The sequence below is a fragment of the Alicyclobacillus sendaiensis NBRC 100866 genome (assembly GCF_001552675.1).
Taxonomy (GTDB): domain Bacteria; phylum Bacillota; class Bacilli; order Alicyclobacillales; family Alicyclobacillaceae; genus Alicyclobacillus; species Alicyclobacillus sendaiensis.
In genome coordinates this window covers 1-26,855 of the sequence record NZ_BCRQ01000039.1, presented here as the reverse complement: position 1 = coordinate 26,855, position 26,855 = coordinate 1, and the positions used below count along the sequence as shown (strand labels likewise).

The window sequence follows — 26,855 nt, the reverse complement described above, 5'->3', positions numbered from 1 at the left end:
CGACGTGAGCAACCAGGCGGAGGTTACGTTCGACGAGGATATCGTGCGCCTGTTTGTCGCGATGTTTTCGCCAGAGCTCAAAGTATTTGGCCTCGTCCTCTTTGGATAGCGGCTGAGGAAACGACTGGCTGGAAAAGCTCGACGCCAACACAAAGTCATCGGCCGATCCGGAGAAGAGAGACAGCTTGAACAATGGGGACTCACCTCCGACTGTGCCAAACGGCCGTGCTTCCTAGCCTATGTCGCATCGCCGCGAGGGGTGAGATGTACGCGGCCAGTCCACGTCCGATGATCTCGTGGCCGAGATCGTTGGGATGCACCGGCGCTCGACCGCATGCGAGCACATCCTCGACGCGGCCCGTTCGGTAGCCCGCGATGACAAGCGGCTCTCGGCCGGCAAACCAGGCGTCGACCGGCGCGACGGGTGCGCCGAGGCGAGTCGCCACTCGGACCGTCACGTCGTTGAGGCCTCGAATGGCAAGCGCGGCGAGAGCGGAGCGGGGAAACGGATTGTACATCGTGCAAAACACGAGTGGCACGCCGAGGCGCCGGCAGGTGCTTGCGATGGAGGCGAGATCGCGCGCATAGCGCCGGTAGGCGGCGCGGAGCTGTCGGCGCAGGTGACCTTCCGAGCGCGAGGTGACGGCCGCCTGAACGAGGTCATCGCCGCCGACGAGAACGGCGGCTGCATCCGCGCGCGCGAGCGCAGCGGGGTCCGCCGCCACGCAAGCGGCGAGCTCCGCGCTGGTCCATCCCGGTTCCGCCATCACGCGCGTCTCCACCGCCGAGCGCATCTCGGCCGCAAGCGCACGCGATGCGACCTGAGGGTAGGCGCAAAACGGCCGAGACGCGCCTTCTCCGGACGCAATGGAGTCGCCCAAATGCAGCACGATCACGCTCATCAACTCCTTGGCCAGCGCCCGCAGCAAGCGGCGGGACGTCGGCACACAATGAACCATCGCAACTCTATTCCATGCTGACGTCGCACAAAACGAGTGGGTGTTTGCCGCATTTTGTGCTTGAGGAGAGGAGAACGTGACCGTACGGCCCGAACAGGTGCTTTTGTACGCCGCGACGCAGGGCGATCTCATCAAATGCTACGCAGCTGCCGACGTGGCGGGTATCCCGTACAGCCAATGTACCGGTGATTTCCAAACGGCGTGGTCCAAATGCGCGGACGACGCTACGCTCGTCATCGCGGTCGGGGGCGTGGCCTTGTACGCCCTCTACTACAACCCCTGCGGCTGGCCCAATCCAGCGGCCATGCCCGCGGGGCACACGCCGTTTATCCAGGAGCCCGTGGGGCAGGGGGTGCAGACGGCCCGAGCCAACGCGTTTGTCAACGCCGCCGGGTACACGGCCCTGGACAGCCTCACGCTGGCCGTGATGTTGTCGTACTATGCCGTGCATGGCACGTTTCCCCGCGGCTACACCTCGCTGCCGGCGCAGGAGGTGCCGCAGCGCGTGTGCGTGACGGGAAGCTCCCCGCACGTCGTGGGCGTCTCGGTTTCGCAGGCGGCCGATCCGCCTCCCAGCGTAACCACGCCGTCGGTCGGTCTCTACGCCGCGTTTGCGACCGAGCAGGAGGTCCTTCGGGCGTTTCAACAGGGCTGGCCTGGCGTGGCCACCACGGCGGGGCTCGGCACGAAGACTGCCCCGTACACGCGAGTCATCGCGTCGCAGCCCGACGTGAACATCGCGCGGGCGTTTGCCGCGACCCATCATTCGGCGTGGTGGCTCTCGTTTTGGACGGTCAGCTGGCCGCAGGCTGGCACGACGTTCTACGAGGCCGGCTACGCGGCCGGCGCCTACGCAGCGTCGCAGGTGGAGGCATATCCCGGTTCGAGAAGGCCCGACTTTGTGATTTTGGATCCGGAGGGATACAATAATCCTGCGTCAACGGCGGCGGAGTTCCAGTCGTTCATCCAGGGGTTTGTCGCAGGCGTCAAAAGCGTCTCGGCGCGGCTGCGGCCAGCCTTCTACGTCAATCAGTGGCAGTACGTGACGTATGACCTTCAGGCGGTCGCGTTGCCGTGCTTCATCGCCATCGCGCCGATCGAGGGCAATCGCCCCATGGTGAACGGCACAAACATCCGCGGCTATATCGCGTACTACGCCGGCTGCCCAGCCGCTTCCTACGTCAACCAGGTGAAGACGTGGGGCGGATTGTACAATACCGTTCAATTTCGCGACAGTGGTGTCGATTGCCCGCCCGCCTGACGGCGGGCCGAGGGCGTCTCGGGCGGCGACTTTGAGGAGGAAAAGGTGTGGCGACATCTCGCGTGGACTCGGAGCGCGCGCACGCGTCTTTGCACGTGAACAAGCCGATGGATACGGCGCGGATTGAACAGGCGGTCCGCATGATCCTGGAGGCCATCGGAGAAGACCCGGATCGGGAGGGTCTCGTGGACACGCCCGCCCGGGTGGCCAGAATGTACGAGGAGATCTTTGCTGGGCTGCATCGAGATCCCCGGGAAGAGTTGTCGGCTCGGTTCCACGTCGAACACGGCGAAGTGGTGTTGGTGCGGGACATCCCCTTCTACTCGATGTGTGAGCACCACCTGCTTCCCTTTTTCGGAACGGCACACGTGGCCTATCTTCCCCACAACAACGTCGTGACAGGGCTGTCCAAGCTCGCTAGGCTCGTGGACGTCGTGGCCAAGAAGCCCCAAGTGCAGGAGCGCATGACGAATGAGATCGCGGATGCCTTGTCGGAGGCGCTCCAGGCCGAAGGCGTGCTCGTCGTGATCGACGCGGAACATTTGTGCATGAGCATGCGCGGCATTCGCAAACCAGGAAGCCGAACGACGACCATCGCCGCGCGCGGCAAGTACGAGGAGGACGCGCGGTTGCGCGAAGAGGTGTTGCACCTCATTCGCCTCGGCGTGTGATCGCGCGCACCCATTCCGCCCCCTCAGCAACAGAAATGGCGCCTGCGGGAGCGCTCCTGGCGCTCGTCGCGATCGGGAAAGTCGTCCTCGTCCTCGGACGACGGCCCGAACGCTGCGCGCTCCACGCGTTCCCCGGCGTGGCCCGATTCGGATTTGGAACCGGGCGATCCCGGCACGCGACCTGCGTCCTCAAAGGTGCCAAACACCACTGGTTTTCCACCTTCCACCATGAGCCTTCCCTTTGCGTAGACGCGCTCGATCCGAAATTGATCGTCGCACACGATCAGATCGGCGTCGCAGCCGGCCTTGAGCCGGCCCTTGTGCCGAAGCTTCAGGAGCCGGGCAACGTTTGCCGTCGCGAACGAGACGGCGAGCGAAATGGGGAGATGCTCCTCCCGGATGAGATCGACCGTTTCTTCCCACAGCGTCGCGATGCTGCCAATCCCCATGGCCACGAGCTTGCCTCGCTCGTCAAAGATGGGCGACGAGCCGTTTGAATCCGAACTCATGGTGATGACATGCGGTTCCACACCGCCGTCGAGGAGTTTGACGATAGCTTTCGAAGGTTTGACGGAGACGTGATCGTGCGCGTCGGGCCGGATGCCGCTCGTGATGTCGCACATCCCGTACCGCTTGCCCCACTCGATGCTCGCCTCCAAAAGCCCCGGGTTTCGATTGAGGTGCGTCGGCACGAACGTCGTACGAGGTAAGCCAGTGCGCTGGGCCACGCGGATCAAGAGGTCCAGGTGATCGTCTTCGTCGCCCATGTGAAAGTGGACCACGCCCGCCTTGCCCGCCAGGAGCCCTCCCACGTACGCTTCCGAGACCAACTCGGCGATCTCGTTCTCATCGGGGTGGCTGGATCGCGAATCGGCGATGGCGATCTCTCCGACGCCGATGACCTTCTCAATCAGGACGAGGTCCGATCTCGGCATGCCCGTCAGCGTCCGGGTGGGGACCTGATAGGCGCCGCTGTAGATATAGGTGGTGATGCCTTCGAAGTCGAGCGCGAAGGCCTTCGCGAGAAGCTCGCGGGTGCTCCTCGTGACACCGTCGGTTCCCAGCACGCCGACGGCCGTGGTCACGCCTGCGGCCGTGATGTGGGAAAGCGAGATCTCGGGCGTCCGGTAGTGGAACCCACCTTCGCCGCCACCGCCCGCCATGTGAACGTGCTGATCGATGAGTCCCGGGAACGTGGGTCGGCCGTCGAGATCGATCACGGCCATGGGCACGTTCCCGGCGAGGTGGAGGTCGCGTTCGATGGCGACAATCTGGCGACCGGCGATGAGGATGTCCCTGATGCCGAGATCGTCCGGCGCGTAGACGTGCGCGTGCTTGAGCAACGTGAGCCGTGGCATCGAAATCCCCCTGTCGAGAACGCTATATGGTAGTCTGTTCCATGTCGAGGGGGACTATGCATACCCGTCCATGGGCAAGGGAGGCAGAGTCCGACAAATCTGCGCGGGCAGAAGGTTCGTGGGAGGTATACAGCTAAGGTGCGATGCTGTCGACCCTTTGGACGGCGCCGCATGGATCCGACGCGCGCCGAACATGGGGCGAGTGCGTCCTGTCGGAATGGGTGTCGTCTCCGTTTCGCGATGCATGCGTGGGTCACGGCGAGGTCTTACCTATCCGAACTCCACCTGGTCTTCTGACCCTTGACATTTCATCGAGATATCCGGTGAATTGAACCTATCCGGACGTTGCACATATTCTCTCTGAAGGTGGCGTTCGCCTTGGAACCCAAAATCACATGGGAATATAAAGTTGTTGAAATTTCTAACGATATGCAACTTTTAGGCAAACTTAACGGCTTTGGCAAAGAGGGATGGGAACTAACAGCTGTTGTTCCTACAATTATGCATCTTGGTCGTATTAGCAAATATACGCTGTATTTTAAGAGAAGTATTCATCAGTAGGTGGATTTCCCACGGGCGTTGTCATTGTGTTTGATGATCATGGAATCGAGATCGTCAGGAACGATGGGCGAATCCACTTGAGATAGGATATCGGCGAACTGGTGCTAAGAATCGTCGAGGTTCCAATCACGGCCGACGAGTTTCGTGAAGCCGTGAAAAAGCCCCCAGGATGCGTACGAAGTGATTCTTGCGATTCAAAACGATGAATCGCGTGAGCCACCCGCAAGTCCGTTTGCAAAGAGGACCATGGAGCAACAAACCTCGCAGCTGCCCCTCTCGATGTGCCCCCAATGGGGCGGGCCCTTACTTGCCGAAACGCATGGTGAATGGGCAAAGGCACGCTCCAAGCATTGCCGCCGGAGGTCAGAATCTCGACCTCCGGCGCACATTTCAGCTTGAGCGTGCCATCCCGAATGAAGAACGGTTCATGCGCGACGGACCTAGGGGCATTTCCAAACGTGCGAATGCGCTGAAGGAAAGCCCTTGGCATAGCGCCTCAGCCGTTCAGCGCAGCCTCGTAGTTCTTGTTGGCCTGATCCCAGTTCACGACGTTCCACCAGGCCTTGATGTATTCCGGACGGCGGTTCTGGTACTTGAGGTAATACGCGTGCTCCCAGACGTCGAGGCCCAGGATGGGCTTCTTGCCCTCCATGAGCGGGTTGTCCTGGTTTGCCGTGCTCATCAGGGCGAGTTTGCCGTTGTCGAGGACGAGCCAAGCCCAGCCGCTTCCAAAGCGAGCCGTGGCCACCTGCGTGAACTGCTCTTTGAACGACTCAAAGCTTCCGAACGTCTCCCGGATGGCATCCGCCAGCTTGCCGGTTGGCTCGCCGCCGCCATTTGGCGAGAGGAGCGGCCAGAACAAGCTGTGATTGGCGTGACCGCCGCCGTTGTTGCGAACCGCGGTGCGGATATTCTCCGGAACGGCATCCAGGTTGCTGATGAGCTGTTCCACGGTCTTCGATTCCAGATCCGGATGGCCCTCGAGCGCCTTGTTCAGGTTGTTGACGTACGCCGCGTGGTGGCCATTGTAGTGAACGTTCATGGTCGCCGCGTCGATGTGCGGTTCCAGCGCGTCATACGCGTAGGGAAGCGGTGGGAGTTGATGTGGCATTCGCAGCTCAACCTCCTTACGAATTTTCATGATCCGTTCCCATTGTAGCGCATGTCCGTCCACAATTCCAGATGAGGAGGAAATCTGAGGATCTCCATCCGCTGCTGGCATGGTGCGCGTCTGGTTTACGGGGTGCAGGCAGGGATGGTATACATGAATGGAGACGTCGTAACTGGAAAGGGAGATGAGGTTGCACCTTCTGGAAGGCAAGACCATCGCCGTCATGGGCGTGGCCAACCGCCGATCCATCGCTTGGGCGGTGGCCGAATCGGTCCGCAGGTTGGGCGGAAAGCTCATCTTCACCTATCGAAGCGACCGCGCAGGACGCGAGTTAGAGCGCCTTTGCCAGGATGCGTTTGGGGATGAGATGCCGCTCATCGTGCGGTGTGACGTGCAAGACGAGGCTTCCATCGAGGAGGCATTCGCGAAGATGGCGCGCGAGACGGACTGCATTGATGGACTCGTGCACTCCATCGCGCATGCGCGCGTCGAGGATCTGCAGGGCGAGTTTGTCGATACACCGCGCGAGGGCTTTGATCTCGCGCTCGAGACGAGCGCCTACAGCCTGGTTGCGGCTGCGCGCGCGGTGCGCCCGCTCATGAAACGAGGCGGCAGCATCGTCACCATGAGCTATCTGGGTGCCGAGCGCGCGGTCCCCAATTACAACGTGATGGGCGTGGCGAAGGCCGCGCTCGAGGCTTCGGTGCGGTACTTGGCGCGCGATCTCGGCCCGAGCGCAATCCGGGTGAACGCCATCTCGGCGGGACCCATTCGCACGCTGGCCGCCAAGGGCGTCCGCGGTTTCAACGACGTGTTGCACGCCGTCGAGGAGCGCGCGCCGCTCAAGCGGAATGTCACCGCCGAAGAGGTGGGCGACGTGACGGCGTTTCTCTTGAGCGATCTCGCCCGCGGCGTGACAGGCGAAGTCATTCACGTCGACGGCGGATACCACATCGTCGGCCTCTGACGCATGCGTGCGGGGATCGCCTCCCCGCACCCTTGCACTTCTCAGTCCCTCACGTCTACTCCCACCGCATCCTCGATGCTCCGGAATCCGTCGCGGGCGAGGAGGGCATCCAGCCCGCGGACGAGATCGGCCACCACGGCGGGTCCCCGATAGATGAGGGCCGTGTAAATCTGCACGAGTGAAGCTCCGCTTCGGATCTTCTCGTAGGCGTCCTGTGGGCTGAACACGCCGCCGGATGCCATGATGGGCATCCGCCCCTGTGCCGCTCGCGCTGCGATGCGCACGACCTCGGTGGATCGGGCGGCCAGCGGGCGTCCGCTCAAGCCCCCCGCCTCACCTCGGTATGGACCGGAAAGCGGCGGCCGTCGGATGGTCGTGTTCGTGCAGATGAGTCCCAGGTGTTCGCGAAACGGCGAGGCAGCCAAGGCCCTCACGATGCGCGCGATCTCGTCGTTTGGCAGATCCGGGGCCAGCTTGATCCAAACTGGCAGGCGATAGCGGGCGCGTATGGGCTCGACGGCTTGAAGCAGCTCGAGGATGAAGGCCTCCGACTGGAGATCGCGCAGGCCCGGCGTGTTCGGCGAACTGACGTTGATGGTCACGTAATCGGCCAAGGGAGCCAGCTCGTCGAGCGCAGCTCGATAGTCCTCGTGCGCAACGTCGTTCGGGGTGTCTTTGTTCTTTCCGATATTGATCCCCAGAATGCCGCCTGTGCCAGCTTGTCGTGCCCTAGCGAGGCGCTTGGCGACGGCATGGGCTCCGTCATTGTTAAAACCCATTCGGTTGATGAGTGCCTCGTCCTCAATCAGGCGGAACAGGCGCGGCTTCGGGTTGCCTGGTTGCGGCCTTGGCGTCACGGTGCCAATTTCCGCAAACGAGAATCCCATGCGGTACCAGGCCGGAATGGCGATGCCGTTCTTGTCGAGCCCTGCGGCGAGGCCGATGGGGTGCGGAAACGATAGCCCGAGCACCGTCTGCGCAAGGCGTTCAGACGCGTGGACGCGCGGGCCAAACCACCCCGCGGCGGCCGGGACGAGGCCGAGCGCGGCCAGTGTCCATTCGTGTGCCCGCTCCGCCGACAGGCGAAACAGGATGGATCGGACAGCGGAATACATACGTTCCCCCTCGCCATGGCGGACGATTGTCGTTCGCCAGTGTACCATGAAAGCGCGCGGGATGCACGGCGGGGCCTTCGGGCATCTCATCCATCCCGACTCTTCGCCAGTTGCCGGGTCACGCAGCGCTGTCACACGATCGGGCTTTCGTTCGTCTACATCTTGGACCCAGATTTAAAGGGGTTGGAGCATGAGGCAGGCGCGTCGCAACGACACGCCGGCTGACGACGCGGCGCTGCTCGCCGAATGGATGGAGTTGTATGGCGGCGACGTGATCCGGCTGGCGTACTCCTATGTCCACAATTTTCATAAGGCTGAAGACATCGCACAGGATGTGTTCCTGCGCGCGTGGCAGCACTACGGAGAATTTCAGGGCCACTCGTCCATCAAGACGTGGCTGTTGTCCATCACCGCGAATCGCGCGCGAGATATCCTGCGATCCGGCGCGGAACGGCGCGAGTTCGCCGACGAAGGCGAGGCCTTCGCGCGAGAAATTGAACCGCGCGATCCGGCCGATGTGGTGGCGGACAAGTTGGCCCGCGATGCCGTATGGCGAGCGATTCGGGCGTTGCCGCAAACGTACCGCGAGGTGATGGAGCTGTATTACGGAAACGATCTCACGACGCATGAAGTCGCAGAGGTCCTCGGCCTCCGCGACGAGACCGTGAGGACGCGCCTGCACCGGGGGCGGCAGATGCTCGAGCGGGCGCTCGCCAAGCAAGGAGGGATGGGCATTGACCACGCGGGACGATGACGAGCTGGAAGCGAGGATCCGCCGGGCGTATCGGGAACGCGAGCCGGTGCCGTTCCGAGACGAGCTCAAGGCGCGCGTGCTCCGTGCATCAGCGTCTGCCACAAGGGAGAACTCGGTTCGCGGGGCGGCGCGCAGGCGAAACCGCCTGATGGCCTCCGCGACACTCTGGGTGGCGACCGTGGCGGTGGCTCTGCTGTGTGTGGTCGTGGCCTGGCCCCAAGCGCCGCTGCCGTCCAGCGCGATCACCGAGACGGCGAGACAGTCGGTTCGCGCTCACGGTCAGACGGAAACCGTAATCCATGGGTTCGGGCTCGCGTATGCGCCGATCGAGGTGTCCGATGTGCGCATTGGGACCTTGCCGGGCGAACCCCCCAACTCGTGCGTCTTGGCAGAACTGCGAAATACCTCGAATCGGACGTTGGTTGAGCCCGACGTGATGGGCGTGCTCTGGTTCACGCCGAAGGGCGGGGGCGATGAGAATTGGCTGACCTTCGTCAACGCGCCTGCCCAGGCGTTGAAGCCCGGGCAGACGGTGACCTGGGGCTTTCATCCGTCCGGGCCGCATGCCGGTTCGTCACAGGCTCTTGCAGAGATCCCTCATCTTCGCTTTTTCTATAGCCGCCCCGCCTCAGGCGCATCGGCGAGCCTGGTGTGGAAGCTGGCGCCGATTGGCGTGGAGGACATTCAGGTGCTGCCGGTGGCGGGAGGACAGGGCGCGACGTGGCAGTCCGCCGACGTGTATGCCACCCTTGTGAATCGCGCATCTCACGCGGTCGATCTCGCCGACGAGCGAGCCGTGATCTGGTTTTCGCAAGGGGCGTCCGCCACCTTTTTCGATCCGTCGGCTGTAAGGTTCCTGTTCCATGTGACGCCGGAGCTGCCCGGCGTCTCGTGGCCCACCGTTCTGAAGCCGGGGGAGCGCGCGCGGGTCGAATTTCGCGTCCTGTCGACCAAGGGCACGGACTTCTTCAGCCGCGTGTGTCATGTGCTGCTGTTGGATGCGCCGCTGGTTCCGCAGGATTAAGGGGTTCCGCCAAATCACAAGGATGCCTGGCTGCCATTGCGTTTCACAGGCGCGCTCAGTACACTGGATGCGGAATGGACGAGGTCAACTTGTCCCAAGGCTCGCTGGGGGGATTACGGTGATTATTGGGGTACCCAAGGAATTGAAGGACAACGAGAACCGAGTGGCCATCACGCCAGCCTTGGCTCACGCGCTGGTCGATCAAGGGCATGAGGTCCGGATTGAGGCGGGGGCGGGAGAGGGAAGCGGTTTTCGAGACGAAGACTACACCTCTGCAGGCGCCACCATCGTGCCAGATGCGGAGACGGTCTGGAAATCGGCAGACATGGTGATGAAGGTAAAAGAGCCCCTACCGGTTGAATATTCTTACTTCCGGTCCGGGCTCATTTTATTTACGTATCTTCACCTTGCGCCGGAGCCCGAGCTGACGAGGGCACTGATGGAGTCCGGCGTCACGGCCATCGCGTATGAGACGGTGCAACTCGAGGATCGGTCCCTGCCCTTGTTGACCCCCATGTCTGAGGTGGCAGGGCGCATGTCGATTCAGATTGGGGCACACTTCTTGGAGAAGGCGCACGGCGGGCGCGGTGTGTTGCTCGGAGGCGTGCCGGGCGTGCCGCCTGCGCGCGTGATTGTGGTCGGCGGCGGGATCGTCGGCACGAACGCGGCTCGCGTGGCGGTTGGCATGGGCGCCGACGTCACCATCTTCGACAACAATCCGAAGCGGCTGCGCGAATTGGACGATCTGTTCCAGGGGCGCGTGCGCACGATGATGTCGAACCCGTACAATCTGCGCGAGCACATCGAGGGCGCGGATCTCCTCATCGGTGCCGTACTCATCCCGGGGGCGCGTGCGCCGAAGATCGTCACCGAGGAGATGGTTAAGGGCATGAACCGCGGCGCGGTGGTCGTCGACGTGGCCATCGATCAGGGCGGATCCATCGAGACCATCGACCGCATCACGACCCATTCGAATCCCGTGTTCGAGAAGCACGGTGTGCTGCACTATGCCGTGGCCAACATCCCTGGCGCCGTGCCGCGGACGTCGACGCTCGCGCTGACCAACGCCACAGCGCCCTACGCGATGCGGCTCGCGCAAGGCCGGGAGGATGCGCTTCGGCACGATCCGGCGCTTGCGCGCGGCGTGAATGTGTACAAGGGCCGCGTGACGTATCAGGCGGTGGCGGATGCCCTGGGGCTCGCGTATACGCCGATCGACAGTTTGCTGTAAAATGAAGCGAAGGGGGGATGCGTGTGGTCACCGAGGAACAGGTGCGCACGGTCTTGATGGACGTGCTTGACCCCGAGATCCAGATCGACATCGTCAACCTGGGCATGGTGTACGGCATCGACATTCAGGATGGTGGCAAGCGCGTCAAAGTCACCGTCACCCTGACGACGATGGGTTGCCCGCTGTTTGACGACATCAAGGAGCAGATCATCGAGAAGGTGTCCGAGCTGGAAGGGGTCGAAGAGGTCGATGTGGAATTGACCTTCGATCCGCCCTGGGACAAAGAGATGATGTCGGAAGAAGCGAAGCTCGTGTTCAAATATCTGTTCTGAGTTGAAACGACTTTGCGCAGGGCGCGCAGCGGGCGCCCTGCGCCGACTTGCTTTTTGCTGTCGTTGTGGTACGCTTGGGATCGAAAGATGACTCCTGGAGTCAACATTATATGTGGCCGAGATCGTGGCGGAAAAGAGAGGTCGGTTCGTGTGAGCAAACCGGATTTTGTGATTCGCAATCTACACGTCCAGGTAGAGGGAAAAGAGATTCTGAAGGGCGTTGATCTGCATATCCGCGGAGGAGAAATCCACGCCATCATGGGTCCCAATGGTACGGGAAAGTCCACGCTGGCGTCGGCCATCATGGGCCATCCGCACTACGAGGTGACGGAAGGGGAGATCTTGCTCGACGGTCAGAACGTCCTCGAGATGTCGGTGGACGAGCGCGCGCGAGCGGGGCTGTTCCTCGCTATGCAGTATCCGGCCGAGGTGCCCGGGGTGTCGAACGCGAATTTCATCCGCACCGCGCTGAACGCTCGCCGCGGTGAGGGCAATGAGATTCCCGTGCTTCAGTTCCACCGCCGCCTGGTGCAGAAGATGAAGGAGCTGAGCATTGATCCTTCGTTTGCGGAACGGTACCTGAACGAGGGCTTTTCGGGCGGTGAGAAGAAGCGAAACGAGATTCTGCAGATGGCCATGCTCGAGCCTCGCATCGCGATTTTGGACGAGATCGACTCCGGTCTCGACATCGACGCGCTGAAAATCGTGGCCAACGGCGTGAATCAGCTGCGCTCGGACAACATTGGGTTCCTCATCATCACGCACTATCAGCGGCTGCTGAATTACATCGTGCCGGACGTGGTACACGTGATGATGCAGGGCCGGATCGTCAAATCGGGCGACGCCAAACTCGCCGAGGAGCTGGAGGCCAAGGGTTATGATTGGCTGAAACAGGAACTCGGTATTGAAGACGAAACAGTCGAAGTGGAAGCCTGAGGGGGTGACGCAGCGTGGGAGAAGTGACCGCTTTGAATCCAGTGCTGCGCGTCGCTCAGGCGCTGCAGGAACCAAAGGCCGTGACGGAGAAGCGGGACGCGGCATGGAAACTGTACGAGGCGCTGGAAGTGCCTCGCCTTGAGAAGACCGATCTTCGGCGCGTTCAGTGGGAGGTTGGCGAATTCGAGCCGTCCGAGGCTCCGATTCCAGAGCCCGCGCTCGCGTACGTGCGCGGGATCGCCCATTCGTATGCGCTCGTCGTCGACGGTTGGGTCCGTGACATTCACCTCGCGGACCAGGCAAAGGCGCTGGGCGTCAAGCTCTTGCCGATTCACGAGGCCTGCGAGGCGGACCCGGAGGCCTGGAATCGCCACTTCGGCACCATCGTGCCTGCGGACGAGGCGAAGTGGACGGCTTTGAATATGGCGCTTTTTGCGGGCGGCGTGTTTTTGCACGTGCCGCGCGGGGTGGAGCTGGAAGAGCCCGTCGAGGTGGTGTACGTCTGGACCGGACGCCCGTTCAGCGCGTGCTCGCGAAGCTTGGTGGTGACGGACGCGCTGTCGAGGCTGCGCTACGCGGAGACCACCTTTGCGGCCGACGGAGGGCGCTTGGTGAACAGCCACGTGCTCGAGGTGTTCGCCGGGCAGGCGAGTCGCGTCGAGATCGCCATGGCCGATGAGTGGGCCAAGGGCGGCATCCACTTTGTGACGCGGCGCGCAAAGGCGGACAACGATGCCGAGGTCGACTGGGTGGTCACGGATACGTCCGACGGCCAGGCGGTTGAAACGATCGAGAGCGCGCTCGTCGGGCAGGGCAGCCGAAGCTTCACCCGGGTCATGGGCTTGGGGCATGGCCGGGCGCACGTCGAGATCACGGCGAGCATGCGGCATGTGGGGCGCCACACGGAGAGCGAGATTTCCATGCACGGCGCGCTCCGCGACCGCGCGAACGTCATTTTCCGCAGCCGCACGCAGATCGAAAAGGGCGCCGTCGGCGCGGGCAGCGAGCAGCACGATCGAATGATCATGGTGGATGGGACGGCCCGCGCGGACGCCATCCCCATGCTGCTCATCGACGAGAACGACGTGGAGCGCTGCGGCCACGCGGCGAGCGTCGGCAAGATCGATCCGCTACAGGTGTACTATCTGATGTCGCGCGGGATCCCGCAGTCCGTCGCGGTTCAGATGATCATCTGGGGCTACCTGCGCGATTCGGTCGAGGCGCTGCCGTCGGATTCGATGCGCGATCTCGTCGTGGCAAGGGTGGAAAGGGAGCTTGCGCGATGAACGCGGAGGAGCTTCGCAAGGATTTTCCGATTCTGTCTGAGCGCATCAACGGACACCGGCTCGTGTACTTGGATAACGCGGCGACCTCGCAGAAGCCGCGCCAGGTCATCGATGCGATTCGGCGATACTACGAGCACGACAATTCGAACGTGCACCGCGGGGTGCATACGCTGGGTTCGCGCGCGACCGAGGCGTATGAGGCGGCGAGGGAGCGCGTCGCGCGGTTCATCGGGGCGAGATCGCCGCAGGAGGTCGTCTTCACGCGTGGCACGACGGAGTCGCTGAACATGATTGCGCACGGGTATGCGCGGGCAAAGCTCGGCGAAGGCGACGAAATCGTCCTGCCGCCGAGCGAGCACCACTCGAACCTCATCCCGTGGCAGCAGGCGGCGCGCGCGACCGGCGCGACGCTGCGCTACTTGCCGCTTCAGCCGGATGGGACCATTCGGCTGGAGGACGTCGAGGCCGCGGTGACGGATCGGACGAAGATCGTGGCCATCGCCCACGTGTCGAACGTGCTCGGCACGGTGAACCCGGTGCGGGAGATCGCCGAGATTGCCCACCGCCACGGGGCCATCATCGTGGTGGACGGCGCGCAGAGCGTGCCGCACATGCCGACCGACGTCGTGGCGATGGATTGCGACTTTCTGGCGTTCTCGGGCCACAAGATGCTCGGGCCGACGGGCATCGGCGTGTTGTACGGCAAGGCCGAGCTGTTGGCGGAGATGGAGCCGACGTACTTCGGCGGCGAGATGATCGACGTGGTGGATTTGTACGAATCGACGTGGAAAGAGGCGCCGTGGAAGTTTGAAGGCGGCACGCCCATCATCGCGGGGGCCATTGGGCTCGCCGCCGCGATGGATTACCTCGAGAAGGTGGGCATGGCGGAGATCGAGCGGCACGACGCGGCGCTCGCGGCCAAGGCCGTGGAGCGGCTCGCCGAGATCGACGGCGTGACCATCTTCGGGCCTCCGCCGGGGCAGTCGCGCGCGGGCCTCGTCACGTTCAACCTCGGCCGTGTGCATCCGCACGATCTCGCCACTGTGCTCGACGCGCGGGGCGTGGCCATCCGGGCCGGGCACCATTGCGCGCAGCCGCTCATGCGCCTCTTCAACGTGCCGGCGACGGCGCGCGCGAGTTTCTACCTGTACAATACCGAGGAAGACGTCGATGCGCTCGTGGATGCCGTCCTCGAGGCAAAGGAGTTTTTCGGCCATGCAATTGGATGACTTGTACCGCCAGGTGATCATGGATCACTACCAGCATCCGCGCAATCGGGGGACGCTCGACGAGGGCGCCATCTCGGTGGATCTGCGCAATCCGAGTTGCGGCGACGAGATCCACCTGCAGCTGCTGGTGGATGACGGCATTGTCAAGGACGTGCGGTTTCTCGGCAGCGGCTGCTCCATCTCGATGGCTTCGGCTTCGATGATGACGGAGGCCATCAAGGGGAAGTCCATCGAAGAGGCTGTCGATCTCGCCCACGCGTTTCGGGCGATGATGCGCGGCGAGGACGTGGATCTGGAACAGATGGGGGAGCTCGAGGCGCTGCAGGGTGTGAACAAGTTCCCGGCCCGCATCAAGTGCGCGACACTCGCGTGGCAGGCGCTGGAACGGGCCGCGTCGGTGCCCACCGGGGGGCACGTCGAAGAAGAGACGCTCGGCGAGTGAGGGCAAGGGCCGCCGGGAGCGGCCGAGATCGACCGTGAGGAGGGATTGAGCATGGCGAAAGTGCTGCCGGAAATGGAAGAGTATCAGTATGGATTTCACGATCCCGACATCGCCGTGGCGAAGCTCGACAAAGGCTTGTCGCGCAAGACCGTCGAGCAGATCTCGATGATGAAGAACGAGCCGGGCTGGATGACCGACTTCCGCCTGCGCGCGTTTGAGATTTTCCAGCAGAAGCCGATGCCGACATGGGGTGGCGATCTGAGCGAGCTCAACTTCGACGACATCACGTACTACGTGAAGCCGACGGAGAAGAAGGGCCGCTCGTGGGACGAGGTCCCGGAGGAGATCAAGCGGACGTTCGATCGCCTCGGCATCCCGGAGGCGGAGCAAAAATTTCTGGCGGGTGTCTCGGCGCAGTACGAGTCGGAGGTCGTGTATCACTCGATGCGCCAGGATCTCGAGAAGATGGGCGTCATCTTCATGGACACGGACAGCGCGCTGCGCGAGTACCCGGAGTTGTTCAAGGAGTATTTCGGCACGGTCGTCCCGCCGGAGGACAACAAGTTCGCGGCGCTGAACAGCGCGGTGTGGAGCGGCGGCAGCTTCATCTACGTGCCGAAGGGCGTTCGCTGCGAGATCCCGCTGCAGGCGTACTTCCGCATCAACTCCGAGAACATGGGCCAGTTCGAGCGGACGCTCATCATCTGCGATGAGGACAGCTTCGTCCACTACGTCGAGGGATGCACGGCGCCGATCTACAGCACCAACTCGCTGCACAGCGCGGTGGTCGAGATCATCGTCAAGAGCGGCGCGCGCTGCCGCTACACGACCATTCAGAACTGGGCGCCGAACATCTACAACCTGGTGACCAAGCGCGCTGTGGCGTACCGCAACGCGACGATGGAGTGGGTCGACGGCAACATCGGCTCGAAGCTGACGATGAAGTATCCGTCGGTCTACATGATGGAAGAGGGCGCGAAGGCGATGGTGCTGTCCATCGCGGTGGCCGGCCGCGGCCAGCATCAGGACGCGGGTGCGAAGGTGGTTCACCTGGCGCCCAACACGACCTCGACTATCGTGTCGAAGTCCATCAGCAAACACGGCGGCAAGACGACCTACCGCGGTCTCGCGAGCTTTGGCCCGAACGCGAAGGGCGCCAAGGCAAATATCAAGTGCGACACGCTGATCCTCGACGACAACTCGACGTCGGACACCATCCCGTACAATGAGATCATGAACGACGACGTGACGCTCGAGCACGAGGCGTCGGTGTCCAAGGTCAGCGAGGAGCAGCTGTTCTATCTGATGAGCCGCGGAATTCCGGAGGAAGAAGCGACGCGCATGATTGTCATGGGCTTCATCGAGCCGTTCACGCGCGAGCTGCCGATGGAGTACGCTGTCGAGATGAATCGGCTCATCAAACTGGAGATGGAAGGTTCGATCGGCTGATGGCTTGGATCAAGGTGGCGAACGTCTCCGAAATCGGCGTGGGAGAGATGAAGCGCGTCGAGCTGCCCTACGACGACGTCGCCATTTACCACGCCGAGGATGGGTTTTACGCGACGTCGGATGTGTGCACGCACGCGGCCCAGTCGCTCACAGAGGGCCGCCTGGAAGGGCACATCGTGCACTGCCCGCGTCACGGAGGGAAGTTCGATATCCGCACGGGAGAGCCAAAGGCGTTCCCGTGCGTGATTCCGCTGCAGACGTATCCGGTGGAGGTGCGCGGCGGAGAAGTGTGGATTGACGACGAGGGCTGACCTCTTTCGTCGATCCCGCCCTCCGCGCTCGACGCGGAACGGAGGGATAACTTGAGAATCTCGAGTCGCACGGAATACGGGCTCCGGGCCATGGTGGCGCTTGCCAGGATGGCGGGACATGAGCGACCGGTGCCACTCCGGGCCATCGCGGAGGCGGAGGCCATCCCGGAGCCGTTTTTGGATCAGATCATGGCGAAGTTGCGCCGAGCCAATTTGGTGACCAGCGTCCGGGGTGTGAACGGCGGGTATCATCTGAGCCGGCCAGCGGAGGAGATTTCCGTCGGGGAATTGGTGCGGGTTCTCGAGGGTTCGCTTGCGCCCATCGCGTGTGTCGACGACGTCGATCCCGACACCGCGTCCTGCGATCTGTACGCCGGCTGCCACGCGCGCAGCGTGTGGGTGCGGGTGACCAAAGCCATCGCGCGGGCGCTGGACCAGCTCTCGCTCGCTGACGTCATGCACGACGACGTGCCGCTTCAGGTGTAGAAGCGGCACGTCCTGTTTTGGCGTTTCGTTTTTTGGCGTTTAATTGGTAAACCCGAGATCGAGCTTGGGCAACTGCTGGATTTGTTCGACGGCCTTGTCTCGCTCGTGGCACGCGTCCAGATACGCCAGGTAGACCTGTTTGATGGACGGGTGTTTGTGGAGGATAATAGGATCGACCAGCAAGTGGTGTTCGTTTGCGTCATACGAAATGTGGTTGCTGGGATTGTAGCCGCAATCGCGCATTTCGTTGAGCAAAGCCGCCAGCGTGTCCTTCACTCGAAAATGGGCGTTGGACCAAGCGTCTGAGCGGTAGACCTCCATTTCCGCAGCCCCCCCCTTCATGCCGTCTTCCCGTGAAAAAAGCCATCTTATCTCCAGTATACTGCGCCGGACGGCGGTTCGCCAGTTTTTCCATGAAGCGCGGAACGGAGAGGCGGTTCGGAGAGGTCCGTCTGCGGCGGCCGTGGCCGCGTGGGGGCGAGTAGCTGCTCGGCAGGTGCGGTGCGCAAGCGGCGCGGCGAGACGAGCATCGCGCCGCCGCCTTGTGCGCAACGTCAGACGCTCCGGGGAATGAAGGTCTCAATGCCGACGATCACGACTGCGACCCAAAACAGCACCCAGAAAAAAGTCCGCAAGGGGAATGCGCCTCCTCATCTTGTCATCGGACCAAACTACGGGTATTGTAGCAAATCGGATGGGCAAGTTCATCCCGCGCCCGTCGGCGCGTGCGAAGATGGGTCGGTGCCCGGTGAGCTTGGCAGCTCGTTGGGGATGGGGGGCATGTGCGATGGCAAAACGGAGACCCTTGAAACGACGGGATGATGAGGGACTCGACAAGCCGGCCTATGCGCGCGGCGAAGCGACACAGCCGCAACAAGCGGAGCCAGATACACCGAAGCGAGCGACGGTGCAATTGGAGGAGGCCCTCAAGGGAGACGTCGCAGAGAAGCTCCTCGCGCTGAAGACCTCTTTGGAGCCAAAGGAGACCCATGCACAGGCGCCTCGAAAGCCTGAACGTTCATCGGCGAAAAAGGCCGGCACGGGGCGTGCCGAGCCGGACGCGGAGGAGGAGCTTTCCTTCGAAGAGCTTCTCAATCCGCGCGACGACAGCGAGTCGTTTGAGACCCTGTTGGAGCAATCGAAGCTCGATTGGCGCTTCTTCAAGGGCGACGACTGAGAAGGGACTGTGACGCATGGTGGAGGCGTCTTACGTTTTGCTCGCCCAAGCCGCGTTTCGAGCAGCTCGCGCGGCGGGCGATCACATGATGGGACGCTACCGGACCGAGTTGGTGGTGGAGACCAAGACGTCGCTGGCGGACGTGGTGACGGACGTCGATCGCGCCTGCGAGGAGGCCATCCGCCGCACACTCGCCGAGGCGTTTCCGCAACACCGCGTGTTGGGCGAAGAGGGCGTCCGGCCCGGGCGGGAAGCGGCGGTTCAGGCCCTGATGAATTGCCTCGACTGCGCGGATCTCTGGATTGTGGATCCGCTTGACGGCACGACGAACTTCGTCCATCAGCTGCCGCTGAGCGTCGTCTCCATCGCGTACGCGCGCGGAGGCGAGGTTCATGTCGGCGTCATCCTGGACCCTTATCGGGGCGAGTGGTTTTACGCGCTCCGCGGTCAGGGCGCCTATCTGGCGGGCGATCACGACATTCGCGCGTGGCTCGCCGCGCCGTCCGACACCTGGCCAGGCAAGCGCATGCGGGTGTCCGGGGTGAGTGAATTGCGGCGCGCGGTCATGGCGACGGGTCTCCCCGTCCGCCATCGCGACCGAAAGCGCGTGATGCAGAGAGCTGCGGACGTGATCGCCGAGGTGAAAAGCCTGCGGACGCTCGGCGCGGCCGCGCTGCACCTGGCTTACGTGGCCGCCGGCCGCATCGACGTGTTTTGGGAATTTGATCTCAACGCCTGGGACATCGCGGCGGGGGCGCTGCTCGTCCAGGAGGCTGGCGGCGTCATTCAGTCGATGCAGGGCGAACCGTATTCGCTTCGCGTGCGAGATGTGTGTGCCGGATCGGATGGCGAGATGCTCCGGTCGCTCGGGGCGCGGCTTGCCGAGTGACCAAGGCCATTCGCCGAGCCAAGGATGGGGATGAGGGGATGGATATCAAAGAGCGCGCAAGGGCGCGCGTCGAAGAGATAGGAGCGTTGCCGGTGTACCGCGATCGCCATCTGACGTTGCTCACGGACCTGTATCAATTGACGATGATGTACGGCCACTTTCGGGCCGGCCGCCACGAGACCCGCGTGGTGTTCGACCTGTTCTATCGGAAGAACCCTTGCGGCAACGGCTATGTCATCGCGGCCGGGCTTGAACAGGTCGTGTGGTACATCTACAACCTCGCGTTTTCAGAGGACGATCTCGCCTATCTGCGGTCGCTCGGGATGTTTTCCGAGGATTTTCTCTCATATCTGCGCCACTTCCGGTTTCGCGGGGACGTCTACGCGGTGCCGGAGGGCACGGTGGTGTTTCCGAACGAGCCGCTCCTGCGCGTGGAGGGTCCCATCGCGGAGGTTCAGTTGATTGAGTCGGCGGTGCTTGCGTTCATCAATCATCAGAGCCTCATCGCGACGAAGGCCAGGCGGATCGTCGAGGCGGCGAGGACCAACGTCAGGCATCCCGGGAGCACCGTGATTGAGATGGGGCTACGGCGTTCGCAGAACGCGGATGCTGCCATCTTCGGCGCGCGCGCGGCGTTCATCGGGGGCTGCGTGGCGACGAGCAACGTGCTCGCGGCGCAGTCCTACCACATCCCTGTGGCGGGCACGCAGGCGCACAGCTGGATTCAAAGCTTCCCGAGCGAGTACGAGGCGTTTCAGGCCTATCGCGCCGCGTTTCCAGATAACACCGTGCTGCTCGTCGACACGTACGACGTGCTGAAAAGCGGCGTTCCAAACGCCATCCGCGTAGGCCTCGAGATGAAAGCGGCGGGGCAATCCCTGAAGGCCATTCGGATTGATAGCGGCGATCTCGCCTACTTGTCCAAGCGAGCCCGCCAGATGTTGAACGATGCAGGGCTCGCGGACGTGCAGATCATCGCGTCGAGCGATCTCGACGAGTACACGATTCGCGATCTGCTGACGCAGGGAGCCGAGATCGACGCATGGGGCGTGGGCACGCGGCTCATCACGAGCGAAGACTGCCCGTCGCTCGGCTGCGTGTACAAGCTCGTGGCGCAGCAGTTCGGCGATCGAATGGAGCCCAGGATCAAGATCTCCGAAAACCCGAACAAGATCACGAATCCCGGGAAGAAGAAGGTCCTGCGCCTGTACGTGAACGGATCGGCCACGGCGGATCTCATCGCGCTCGACGACGAGGTGTACGACCCGTCCGAACCGCTCGAACTGTTTCACCCAATTCATACCTACAAGCGCAAAGTGGTGCAGAACTACGAGATGGAGGAGCTGCTTCGCCCGGTCTTCGTCGGCGGAGAACTCGTCTACGAATTGCCGACCGTACACGAGATCCAGGCGCGCGTGGAGGAGCAGCTTGCCGCGTTCTCGTCGGAGGTCAGGCGACATTTGAATCCGCACGAGTACCACGTAGATTTGTCCAAACCGCTCTGGGACTTGAAGCAACGCCTGTTGCACGAGTGGCGGCGCTAGGACGCGGGAGGGTGCCCCGCGCCCGGTGTTCGGGTATGATGGAGGGGAGGGGGCGAGCGTATGGAGGTCGTGAAAATTACGCCGCGCGGCTACTGTTACGGCGTGGTGGACGCGATGGTGATCGCCAAGCGGGCGGCGGAAGACAAGCGCCTGCCGCGGCCCATCTACATCCTGGGGATGATCGTGCACAACCAGCACGTGGTCGACGCATTTGCGCGCGAAGGTGTGATCACGCTGGACGGGGCGGATCGCCTGTCGCTGCTCGAGAAGATCGATCGCGGCACGGTCATCTTCACCGCGCACGGCGTGTCGCCGGAGGTGAAGCGGAGGGCGCGGGAGAAGGGCCTGACGGTGCTGGACGCGACCTGCCCTGACGTCAACCGAACGCACGAGTTGATCCGGGAAAAGGTGGCGCAAGGGTACGAAATTGTCTACATCGGGCGGCGGGGCCATCCAGAGCCGGAGGGCGCGATGGGCGTCGCGCCGGGACACGTGCACCTCGTGGAAAACAAGGCAGACATTGAAGCGCTGTCGCTTTCGACGGATCGGATTGTGGTGACCAACCAGACCACCATGAGCCAGTGGGACACCCGCGAACTGACAGAGATGGTGTGCCGGAAATATCCGACGGCCGAGGTGCACAACGAGATCTGCCTCGCGACGCAACTCCGCCAGCAGGCGGTTGCGGAGCAGGCGGGGCAAGCGGATCTGTGCATTGTCGTCGGGGACCCGCGGAGCAACAACTCCAACCGGCTGGCCCAGGTGGCGGAGGAGATCGCCGGCGTGAAGGCGTACCGGGTGGCGGACGTGACGGAGATTCAACCCGAATGGCTGATGAACGCCAAGCGGGTGGCCGTGACGTCCGGCGCGAGCACGCCGACCGCGGTGACGAAAGAAGTGCTGGATTACTTGGAGCAGTTCGATCCCGCCGATCCTTCCACCCATCGCCCGAAGCGCACGCTCGATCCGAATCGAATTCTGCCCGTGTTGCGAAATGAGCGGGTTCGCCAAGGCGCCCTGGGGCGAGAGGCGACATGAGTCATTGGGCGTGGGCAGTGGCGGCGGCGAGCCTCGTCGTCTCGATAGGCCTGTGGGCGTGGCGGCTGCGCGTGCCCAGGGGTGCGCGCGGCCGCGGGTGGCTCACGTTTTTCACGTGGCTCTGCTGGCTGGGCTTTCTGTCGTTCGCCGGCTACGGTGCGGGCTTTGTGGCGGGCGATCGCGGCATCAACTTGCTTCACCTGTTCCACATCTCCCGCTAGCTCGCCGGCGCCTGCGCCCGCGTTCGGCGTGTCGGAAAACATATCATGGGCTGTTCAGTTTCTTTCAGCGCTGCGTGAACGAATTCAATAGTTCGTGGTTCGGAATTTCAGGATAGCGCTTTCATTTCGACAAGAATCGAAAAAATTTTTGCTTCGAGGCGATGTTGAGGTTCGACAAGCAGACACAGGGTGATATAATAGCCCCGAGGCGGCGCTGAATTGAAAGAAAACTTTACATATTTGAAATGGGGGGTGAATTGGGAGGGATTGTACGACGGCGCGCGAGGTGTGATGCCGCGCAGGGCGCGCGAGAAAGGCGCAGTGGCTCGTGATTGGACTTATGCATTGAATTTTCTTATTTGATCAAACAAAAGGCGCCCTGCATTGCGATGAGAGCGGAGGGTGAGTCGAGCAGCGCCGCAGAGATTTCGGAGCGAAGAGATTACGACGTTAGGGGGATGCGGTTTGCAGCAAGGAAAACTTCGGAAACAACTTTCTCTGATGGACCTCACATTCGTCGGATTGGGGTCCATCATCGGATCCGGGTGGCTGTTCGCGTCCGCGCGAGTCGCGTCCACGGCGGGGCCGGGCGGAACGCTGAGCTGGCTCATCGGCGCGATTGCGGTCATCCTGTTGGGTCTGGTCTACGCGGAGTTGGGAGGTTCCATTCCTCGAGCGGGCGGTTCCGTGCGCTATCCGCTGTATTCGCATGGTCCGCTGATTGGGTATCTGCTCGGATTTGCTTCGCTGGTCGCGTTTTCGAGCGTCGCGGGTATCGAGGTCGAGGCGGCTCGCCAGTACGCGACGGCTTGGTGGCCGCAGCTCACGCAGCCTCAGAGCAGCAATCCGACCGTGCTGGGCTGGTTCGTCCAGTTGGCGCTGCTCGCCATCTTCTTTGCCATCAACTACTTCGGCGTCAAGCTGTTCGGGAAGACCAACACCGTGATCACCGCGTTCAAGTTCATCGTGCCGTTGATCACCGTCATCACGCTCCTCACGCAGTTCAAGGGCGCGAACTTCCATTCGCACGGTTTTGCGCCATTCGGCTTTTCCGGCATCGAGGCCGCGGTTTCCACGTCGGGCATCATCTTTGCGTTTCTCGGATTTCAGCAGTCCGTGGGCTTTGCCTCGGAAGCGCGCCGCCCGCAGCGCGACGTGCCCATGGCCATCATCCTGGCTGTGGTGTTGTCGGCTGCGTTGTACGAGCTGTTGCAAATCGCGTTCCTTGGCGCGGTGCCTGCGGATAAGATCGCGCAGGGTTGGGCGAACGTCGACAACGTGTTCAAGCTGCCGTTCCATGACATCGCCGTGGTTCTTGGTTTCACGTGGCTCGCATGGATCATCCTGTTCGACGCATTCATCTCTCCGTCGGGAACGGCGAACATCTACCTGTCCGCAACCACGCGCGTCATTTTCGGCTGGGCGCGCAACCGCACGTTCTTCCGCGTGTTCGGCAATGTGGACGAGAAGACGGGTGTCCCGCACGCCGCGCTGTGGTTGGCTTTCATCATGGCAATTTTCTGGACGCTCCCGTTCCCGTCTTGGGGTGCCATGGTGAACGTCGTCTCCGCCGCGACCATCGTGACGTACGTCGTGGGCCCGGTCTCCGCGCACGCGTTCCGCAGGACGGCGCCGGACCTTGACCGCCCGTTCATGCTGAAGGGCATGTCCGTGATTAGCCCGCTGTCGTTCATCGTCGCCTCGCTCATCGTGTACTGGACCGGCTGGAGCACGGATTCCTGGCTGCTCGGCTGTATGTTGGTGATGTTTATCCTGTATGTCGTCTTCCAGCGTTTTGTGCCGAAGGACGTGGTGAGCTTTGGCGACCAACTTCGCGCCAGCTGGTGGCTCGTGGCGTACTTCGTCGTCATGATTTTGCTGTCGTATCTCGGCACGTTCGGCGGAATCAAAGCCATCCCGTCTCCATGGGATCAGATCATCGTCGTGATCGTTTCCATTGCGCTCTACTACTGGGGCGTGAATTCGGCGCTGCCCAAGCCCATGTTTGACGATGATCAGGTGGACGAGGACATCCATGCAGCGGTGATTTGAGGTCGATTTCCTGGCTCGGCCGATCTCTGGATCGGTCGAGCTTTTTTTGATGTGCGAAAGAGGCGCGCACGGGAATGTCGCGGTACAATGGAAGGAGCCCATGGAAGGAGCGCGCCAGTAGGTAGGGGGAGTCACATGGACGTCTTTGCGCATCGGAGAGCCAGACTTGCAGAAGCGTGTTCGGCGTGCGGCTGGACCCACGCGGTCCTCACGCATCCAGCCAATTGGCACTATTTCACGGGCGTTCGGCTGGAGACGGGTGAGCGCCTGGCGTGCCTTGTCATCTCGCACGATGGCCGTGCGCTTGCCATCGCGCACGAGATGTTCGCCGCCGGGATCGAGCGAATGGGCGTCCCGTACGAGCTGTGGCGGGATGGAGAAAACGCACACGCACTCGTTGCGGCCCGGCTTGGTGGAGACTCGAGGGTGGCGGTGGACGGCGGCCTTCCCGCTCACCATTTGCTTCCGCTGATGCGAGAGGTGCGTCATCGCTCGTTTGAATTGGCCGACGCCGCGATTGCGGACCTGAGGGTTCGAAAGGACGCGCGCGAGATCGAGCTCCTCGCCGAGGCTTCGCGTCGGGCGGATCGGGCCGTCGAGCTCGTCCGGAGCCACATTCGCCCTGGCGTCTCCGAGCTCGAACTCGCGGATGTGCTCGCCCGCATTTGGCGAGAGGTGGGAAGCCCCGGCATGTCGTTTCCGCCCATCGTGGCCGCTGGCGAGGGGGGCGCGGAGCCGCATCACGAGCCCAACGCTCGGCGCGTCGCGCCGGGAGATGTCGTCATCGTCGACACGGGGGGCTTCTGTGAGGGCTACGTGAGTGATATCACGCGCACCTTTGTGGTGGGCGATCCGCCCGCGGAGTTTGCGGCCGTGTACGATGCGGTGTTGCGAGCGAATCTGGCCGCCATTGCGGCTGTGAGGCCGGGTGTGAAGTTCTGCGAGATCGATCGCGCCGCGCGCCGGGTGATTGAAGAGGCGGGGTTTGGCGCCTACTTCACGCACCGCACGGGGCACGGGGTGGGCCTGGACATCCATGAGCCGCCTTACGTGGATGCGTCGAACGACAGCCCGGTGGAGCCGGGGATGGCGTTCAGCATCGAGCCAGGGGTGTACTTGCCGGGGAAGTTCGGCGTGCGCATCGAGGATCTGGTCATTGCGACGGAGGATGGGGCGCTGGTGCTGAACCGGGCGCCGAAACAGCTTGAGGATGTGATGCTTTCGGCAGAAGTGTGAGGCCGTGAGCGAGGCGTGAGCGCGCTCACGCCTCGTCCGCTTCCTCCAGTTGGGCGATGGGCACGGCCGCGGTTTCGCCCGTCATCTGCCGGATGCCCCAAGCCATGACGCCTTCGACGGCGGTGACGGTGAGGCGGTCGTACTCCTCGGCGATGCGGTAGGTACGCCCAATCTCGATGTGCACGTCGTCCTTGATCTCGTAGCTCTTCGCGAGGTACCAGCGGGTCATGTAGATCTCGTACTCGCTCCAATGTTCGCGTTCATAGGCCTCTCGGCCTTTCCGCTGAAGCTCGGCCATTTCCTTCCGCAGTTCTTCCTTCGACATCTCGCTGTACAGCACAGTGCTCTCACTCTCTCATTCGGCCTGCAGGTCTCCTCGAACGAACAGGTGCAGCGTGTCCCCCGTCATTATAGCCGCTGTGACGTGAAGCCGGTAGCGCCGCGTGCCGACGGGAATCGCTTGCACGTTGAGCACAGCCGAGGGCATGTACGGGTTGTCATACAGGAGCTGCATGGGCTTTCCCAGGAGGAATGAAAGGCTCGCGAGGGCCTGCCTGCGAATGGCCGTCTGGACCTCGGGCGGCGTGTTCGGCGGACATTCGACGAGGATGCGGCGGAGCGTGCGCTTGCCGGGCTCCGATTGCTCCGCGATGAGAAACTGGTTTTCCGTCTCCAATTGGTCGATGGCCTGGCGGAGGCTGTCGACCTCCATATGCATCCGGTGAAGGTCGCGGGCGCTGTACACCGTGGCGGCGAGGAGGCCGGCGAGAAACGAGAGTGCCGAGATGGCCACTGCGGATCGAACGCGGCTCATGACGAGGATCGCCCCTCCGTCAGCCACTGGATCACGATGTAGCCCACGTGGCAGCCGAGAAACGCGGCGAATAGGTAAATGAGCTGGCGGATCATGGGGCCGATGTGCAGGCCGAAGACGCCGCGATCGATCACGCGGAGGACGTCCATCGATCCGCCGAGCGCGGCCACGATGGCCCACACCTTCAGGTCGGAAGCGAGCGCGTTCATGGCCGCCTGCGGATCGTGATGGGTCAGAAGTGCCGCCAGACCGCCGAACAGTGCGCCACCGATGACGAGCCCCATCGAGACAAAGAAGTCGAGCACGCAGTTTTCAACGATGCTGTTCCACAAATCGAATCGCCTCCGTGGACGAGGCTTTGCTTCATCTTACGCCTCGCGCCGAGCTGGCATGTGTGAAAG

General features: G+C 62.7%; 30 protein-coding genes. 22 read left to right on the top strand and 8 right to left on the bottom strand.

Annotated elements, in window-relative coordinates:
- Positions 1-200: 200 nt before the first annotated feature.
- Positions 201-902: an SGNH/GDSL hydrolase family protein gene (locus tag AS26_RS08985; protein ID WP_245629692.1), complete on the bottom strand. Its 702-nt coding sequence runs from the start codon at positions 900-902 to the stop codon at positions 201-203.
- A gap of 133 nt (positions 903-1,035) precedes the next feature.
- Between AS26_RS08985 and AS26_RS08980 the strand changes: the two genes are divergently transcribed.
- Both AS26_RS08980 and folE read left to right on the top strand, forming a co-directional pair.
- Complete coding sequence (locus tag AS26_RS08980) at positions 1,036-2,220, top strand: hypothetical protein (protein WP_062308654.1); 1,185 nt, start codon at positions 1,036-1,038, stop codon at positions 2,218-2,220.
- A gap of 107 nt (positions 2,221-2,327) precedes the next feature.
- Entirely contained in the window at positions 2,328-2,891 is a 564-nt protein-coding gene (gene folE / locus AS26_RS08975) for a GTP cyclohydrolase I FolE (RefSeq protein WP_217997434.1), read from the top strand.
- Positions 2,892-2,914: 23 nt separating this feature from the next.
- Here folE and iadA read toward each other — a convergent pair whose 3' ends face one another.
- Positions 2,915-4,249 carry a beta-aspartyl-peptidase gene (iadA, locus tag AS26_RS08970; RefSeq protein WP_062308650.1) on the bottom strand — a complete coding sequence of 445 codons (1,335 nt, stop codon included), beginning with the start codon at positions 4,247-4,249 and terminating at the stop codon, positions 2,915-2,917.
- Between the two features lie 378 nt (positions 4,250-4,627).
- Between iadA and AS26_RS13845 the strand changes: the two genes are divergently transcribed.
- Entirely contained in the window at positions 4,628-4,810 is a 183-nt protein-coding gene (locus AS26_RS13845) for a DUF4177 domain-containing protein (protein WP_083516036.1), read from the top strand.
- A 496-nt stretch (positions 4,811-5,306) separates the two neighbouring features.
- Here the strand turns inward: AS26_RS13845 and AS26_RS08965 are convergent, their stop codons facing one another.
- Positions 5,307-5,921: a superoxide dismutase gene (locus AS26_RS08965; RefSeq protein WP_062308648.1), complete on the bottom strand. Its 615-nt coding sequence runs from the start codon at positions 5,919-5,921 to the stop codon at positions 5,307-5,309.
- Between the two features lie 184 nt (positions 5,922-6,105).
- Between AS26_RS08965 and fabI the strand changes: the two genes are divergently transcribed.
- Positions 6,106-6,888, top strand: a complete 783-nt coding sequence (gene fabI / locus AS26_RS08960) for an enoyl-ACP reductase FabI (protein WP_062308646.1) — start codon at positions 6,106-6,108, stop codon at positions 6,886-6,888.
- A 41-nt stretch (positions 6,889-6,929) separates the two neighbouring features.
- Here fabI and AS26_RS08955 read toward each other — a convergent pair whose 3' ends face one another.
- Positions 6,930-8,003: a quinone-dependent dihydroorotate dehydrogenase gene (locus AS26_RS08955; RefSeq protein ID WP_062308644.1), complete on the bottom strand. Its 1,074-nt coding sequence runs from the start codon at positions 8,001-8,003 to the stop codon at positions 6,930-6,932.
- A gap of 190 nt (positions 8,004-8,193) precedes the next feature.
- Between AS26_RS08955 and AS26_RS08950 the strand changes: the two genes are divergently transcribed.
- The 11 genes from AS26_RS08950 to AS26_RS08900 all read left to right on the top strand — a co-directional run bounded on the left by AS26_RS08950 (position 8,194) and on the right by AS26_RS08900 (position 17,483).
- Positions 8,194-8,757, top strand: a complete 564-nt coding sequence (locus AS26_RS08950; RefSeq protein WP_062308642.1) for a sigma-70 family RNA polymerase sigma factor — start codon at positions 8,194-8,196, stop codon at positions 8,755-8,757.
- Positions 8,738-9,781, top strand: a complete 1,044-nt coding sequence (locus AS26_RS08945) for a hypothetical protein (RefSeq protein ID WP_062308640.1) — start codon at positions 8,738-8,740, stop codon at positions 9,779-9,781. Before AS26_RS08950 ends, AS26_RS08945 begins: the two co-directional genes overlap by 20 nt.
- Positions 9,782-9,899: 118 nt before the next feature.
- The gene (gene ald, locus AS26_RS08940) at positions 9,900-11,012 is read left to right on the top strand and encodes an alanine dehydrogenase (RefSeq protein WP_062308637.1); all 1,113 of its coding nucleotides are present in this window, start codon (positions 9,900-9,902) and stop codon (positions 11,010-11,012) included.
- A gap of 17 nt (positions 11,013-11,029) precedes the next feature.
- Positions 11,030-11,344: a metal-sulfur cluster assembly factor gene (locus tag AS26_RS08935; RefSeq protein ID WP_014463849.1), complete on the top strand. Its 315-nt coding sequence runs from the start codon at positions 11,030-11,032 to the stop codon at positions 11,342-11,344.
- A gap of 150 nt (positions 11,345-11,494) precedes the next feature.
- Positions 11,495-12,280: a Fe-S cluster assembly ATPase SufC gene (sufC, locus tag AS26_RS08930; protein WP_062308635.1), complete on the top strand. Its 786-nt coding sequence runs from the start codon at positions 11,495-11,497 to the stop codon at positions 12,278-12,280.
- A 14-nt stretch (positions 12,281-12,294) separates the two neighbouring features.
- Positions 12,295-13,566, top strand: a complete 1,272-nt coding sequence (locus AS26_RS08925) for a SufB/SufD family protein (RefSeq protein WP_062308632.1) — start codon at positions 12,295-12,297, stop codon at positions 13,564-13,566.
- Positions 13,563-14,795, top strand: a complete 1,233-nt coding sequence (locus AS26_RS08920; protein WP_062308630.1) for a cysteine desulfurase — start codon at positions 13,563-13,565, stop codon at positions 14,793-14,795. The genes AS26_RS08925 and AS26_RS08920 overlap by 4 nt, the downstream gene beginning before the upstream one ends.
- Positions 14,782-15,237 carry a Fe-S cluster assembly sulfur transfer protein SufU gene (gene sufU, locus AS26_RS08915; RefSeq protein ID WP_062308628.1) on the top strand — a complete coding sequence of 152 codons (456 nt, stop codon included), beginning with the start codon at positions 14,782-14,784 and terminating at the stop codon, positions 15,235-15,237. Before AS26_RS08920 ends, sufU begins: the two co-directional genes overlap by 14 nt.
- Before the next feature lie 51 nt (positions 15,238-15,288).
- Positions 15,289-16,686 carry a Fe-S cluster assembly protein SufB gene (sufB, locus tag AS26_RS08910; RefSeq protein ID WP_062308627.1) on the top strand — a complete coding sequence of 466 codons (1,398 nt, stop codon included), beginning with the start codon at positions 15,289-15,291 and terminating at the stop codon, positions 16,684-16,686.
- Positions 16,686-16,997: a non-heme iron oxygenase ferredoxin subunit gene (locus AS26_RS08905; protein ID WP_008339415.1), complete on the top strand. Its 312-nt coding sequence runs from the start codon at positions 16,686-16,688 to the stop codon at positions 16,995-16,997. Before sufB ends, AS26_RS08905 begins: the two co-directional genes overlap by 1 nt.
- Before the next feature lie 51 nt (positions 16,998-17,048).
- Complete coding sequence (locus AS26_RS08900; protein ID WP_062308624.1) at positions 17,049-17,483, top strand: RrF2 family transcriptional regulator; 435 nt, start codon at positions 17,049-17,051, stop codon at positions 17,481-17,483.
- Positions 17,484-17,522: 39 nt separating this feature from the next.
- On the opposite strand, the gene AS26_RS08895 is transcribed toward AS26_RS08900, so the two are convergent.
- Complete coding sequence (locus AS26_RS08895) at positions 17,523-17,804, bottom strand: hypothetical protein (protein WP_062308622.1); 282 nt, start codon at positions 17,802-17,804, stop codon at positions 17,523-17,525.
- Positions 17,805-18,270: 466 nt separating this feature from the next.
- On the opposite strand from AS26_RS08895, the gene AS26_RS08890 reads away from it, so the two are divergent.
- From AS26_RS08890 to AS26_RS08860, 7 genes are all read left to right on the top strand, one after another.
- A complete protein-coding gene (locus tag AS26_RS08890) occupies positions 18,271-18,660 on the top strand; it encodes a YqkE family protein (protein ID WP_062308620.1) in 390 nt (129 codons plus the stop codon).
- A 16-nt stretch (positions 18,661-18,676) separates the two neighbouring features.
- On the top strand, positions 18,677-19,549 hold the full coding sequence (locus AS26_RS08885) for an inositol monophosphatase family protein (RefSeq protein ID WP_062308618.1): 873 nt from the start codon (positions 18,677-18,679) through the stop codon (positions 19,547-19,549).
- A 38-nt stretch (positions 19,550-19,587) separates the two neighbouring features.
- Positions 19,588-21,093, top strand: coding sequence for a nicotinate phosphoribosyltransferase (locus AS26_RS08880; RefSeq protein WP_062308656.1), 1,506 nt, complete (start codon positions 19,588-19,590; stop codon positions 21,091-21,093).
- 60 nt (positions 21,094-21,153) lie between these two features.
- Positions 21,154-22,131 carry a 4-hydroxy-3-methylbut-2-enyl diphosphate reductase gene (locus tag AS26_RS08875; RefSeq protein ID WP_062308616.1) on the top strand — a complete coding sequence of 326 codons (978 nt, stop codon included), beginning with the start codon at positions 21,154-21,156 and terminating at the stop codon, positions 22,129-22,131.
- Entirely contained in the window at positions 22,128-22,352 is a 225-nt protein-coding gene (locus tag AS26_RS08870) for a hypothetical protein (protein WP_062308614.1), read from the top strand. Before AS26_RS08875 ends, AS26_RS08870 begins: the two co-directional genes overlap by 4 nt.
- 465 nt (positions 22,353-22,817) lie before the next feature.
- Positions 22,818-24,404, top strand: a complete 1,587-nt coding sequence (locus AS26_RS08865; protein WP_062308612.1) for an APC family permease — start codon at positions 22,818-22,820, stop codon at positions 24,402-24,404.
- Positions 24,405-24,539: 135 nt separating this feature from the next.
- Positions 24,540-25,640, top strand: coding sequence for a M24 family metallopeptidase (locus AS26_RS08860; RefSeq protein ID WP_062308609.1), 1,101 nt, complete (start codon positions 24,540-24,542; stop codon positions 25,638-25,640).
- Between the two features lie 25 nt (positions 25,641-25,665).
- On the opposite strand, the gene AS26_RS08855 is transcribed toward AS26_RS08860, so the two are convergent.
- From AS26_RS08855 to AS26_RS08845, 3 genes are read right to left on the bottom strand one after another with little or no spacing between them, the layout of a single operon-like run.
- Positions 25,666-25,980 (bottom strand): DUF1811 family protein, encoded by a 315-nt coding sequence (locus tag AS26_RS08855; protein ID WP_062308607.1) that lies wholly within the window; start codon positions 25,978-25,980, stop codon positions 25,666-25,668.
- 15 nt (positions 25,981-25,995) lie between these two features.
- A complete protein-coding gene (locus AS26_RS08850) occupies positions 25,996-26,454 on the bottom strand; it encodes a hypothetical protein (protein WP_062308605.1) in 459 nt (152 codons plus the stop codon).
- Positions 26,451-26,786: a YtrH family sporulation protein gene (locus tag AS26_RS08845; protein WP_062308603.1), complete on the bottom strand. Its 336-nt coding sequence runs from the start codon at positions 26,784-26,786 to the stop codon at positions 26,451-26,453. Before AS26_RS08845 ends, AS26_RS08850 begins: the two co-directional genes overlap by 4 nt.
- Positions 26,787-26,855 lie beyond the last annotated feature (69 nt).

Excerpts from the sequence above, each read along its gene's own strand:
- AS26_RS08985 (WP_245629692.1), bottom strand. The coding sequence starts at position 902 with ATGAGCGTGATCGTGCTGCATTTGGGCGACTCCATTGCGTCCGGAGAA.
- folE (WP_217997434.1), top strand. The coding sequence starts at position 2,328 with ATGGATACGGCGCGGATTGAACAGGCGGTCCGCATGATCCTGGAGGCC.
- iadA (WP_062308650.1), bottom strand. The coding sequence starts at position 4,249 with ATGCCACGGCTCACGTTGCTCAAGCACGCGCACGTCTACGCGCCGGAC.
- AS26_RS08965 (WP_062308648.1), bottom strand. The coding sequence starts at position 5,921 with ATGCCACATCAACTCCCACCGCTTCCCTACGCGTATGACGCGCTGGAA.
- fabI (WP_062308646.1), top strand. The coding sequence starts at position 6,106 with ATGAGGTTGCACCTTCTGGAAGGCAAGACCATCGCCGTCATGGGCGTG.
- AS26_RS08955 (WP_062308644.1), bottom strand. The coding sequence starts at position 8,003 with ATGTATTCCGCTGTCCGATCCATCCTGTTTCGCCTGTCGGCGGAGCGG.
- AS26_RS08950 (WP_062308642.1), top strand. The coding sequence starts at position 8,194 with ATGAGGCAGGCGCGTCGCAACGACACGCCGGCTGACGACGCGGCGCTG.
- AS26_RS08935 (WP_014463849.1), top strand. The coding sequence starts at position 11,030 with ATGCGTGTGGTCACCGAGGAACAGGTGCGCACGGTCTTGATGGACGTG.
- AS26_RS08920 (WP_062308630.1), top strand. The coding sequence starts at position 13,563 with ATGAACGCGGAGGAGCTTCGCAAGGATTTTCCGATTCTGTCTGAGCGC.
- sufU (WP_062308628.1), top strand. The coding sequence starts at position 14,782 with ATGCAATTGGATGACTTGTACCGCCAGGTGATCATGGATCACTACCAG.
- sufB (WP_062308627.1), top strand. The coding sequence starts at position 15,289 with ATGGCGAAAGTGCTGCCGGAAATGGAAGAGTATCAGTATGGATTTCAC.
- AS26_RS08905 (WP_008339415.1), top strand. The coding sequence starts at position 16,686 with ATGGCTTGGATCAAGGTGGCGAACGTCTCCGAAATCGGCGTGGGAGAG.
- AS26_RS08895 (WP_062308622.1), bottom strand. The coding sequence starts at position 17,804 with ATGGAGGTCTACCGCTCAGACGCTTGGTCCAACGCCCATTTTCGAGTG.
- AS26_RS08890 (WP_062308620.1), top strand. The coding sequence starts at position 18,271 with ATGGCAAAACGGAGACCCTTGAAACGACGGGATGATGAGGGACTCGAC.
- AS26_RS08885 (WP_062308618.1), top strand. The coding sequence starts at position 18,677 with ATGGTGGAGGCGTCTTACGTTTTGCTCGCCCAAGCCGCGTTTCGAGCA.
- AS26_RS08880 (WP_062308656.1), top strand. The coding sequence starts at position 19,588 with ATGGATATCAAAGAGCGCGCAAGGGCGCGCGTCGAAGAGATAGGAGCG.
- AS26_RS08875 (WP_062308616.1), top strand. The coding sequence starts at position 21,154 with ATGGAGGTCGTGAAAATTACGCCGCGCGGCTACTGTTACGGCGTGGTG.
- AS26_RS08870 (WP_062308614.1), top strand. The coding sequence starts at position 22,128 with ATGAGTCATTGGGCGTGGGCAGTGGCGGCGGCGAGCCTCGTCGTCTCG.
- AS26_RS08860 (WP_062308609.1), top strand. The coding sequence starts at position 24,540 with ATGGACGTCTTTGCGCATCGGAGAGCCAGACTTGCAGAAGCGTGTTCG.
- AS26_RS08850 (WP_062308605.1), bottom strand. The coding sequence starts at position 26,454 with ATGAGCCGCGTTCGATCCGCAGTGGCCATCTCGGCACTCTCGTTTCTC.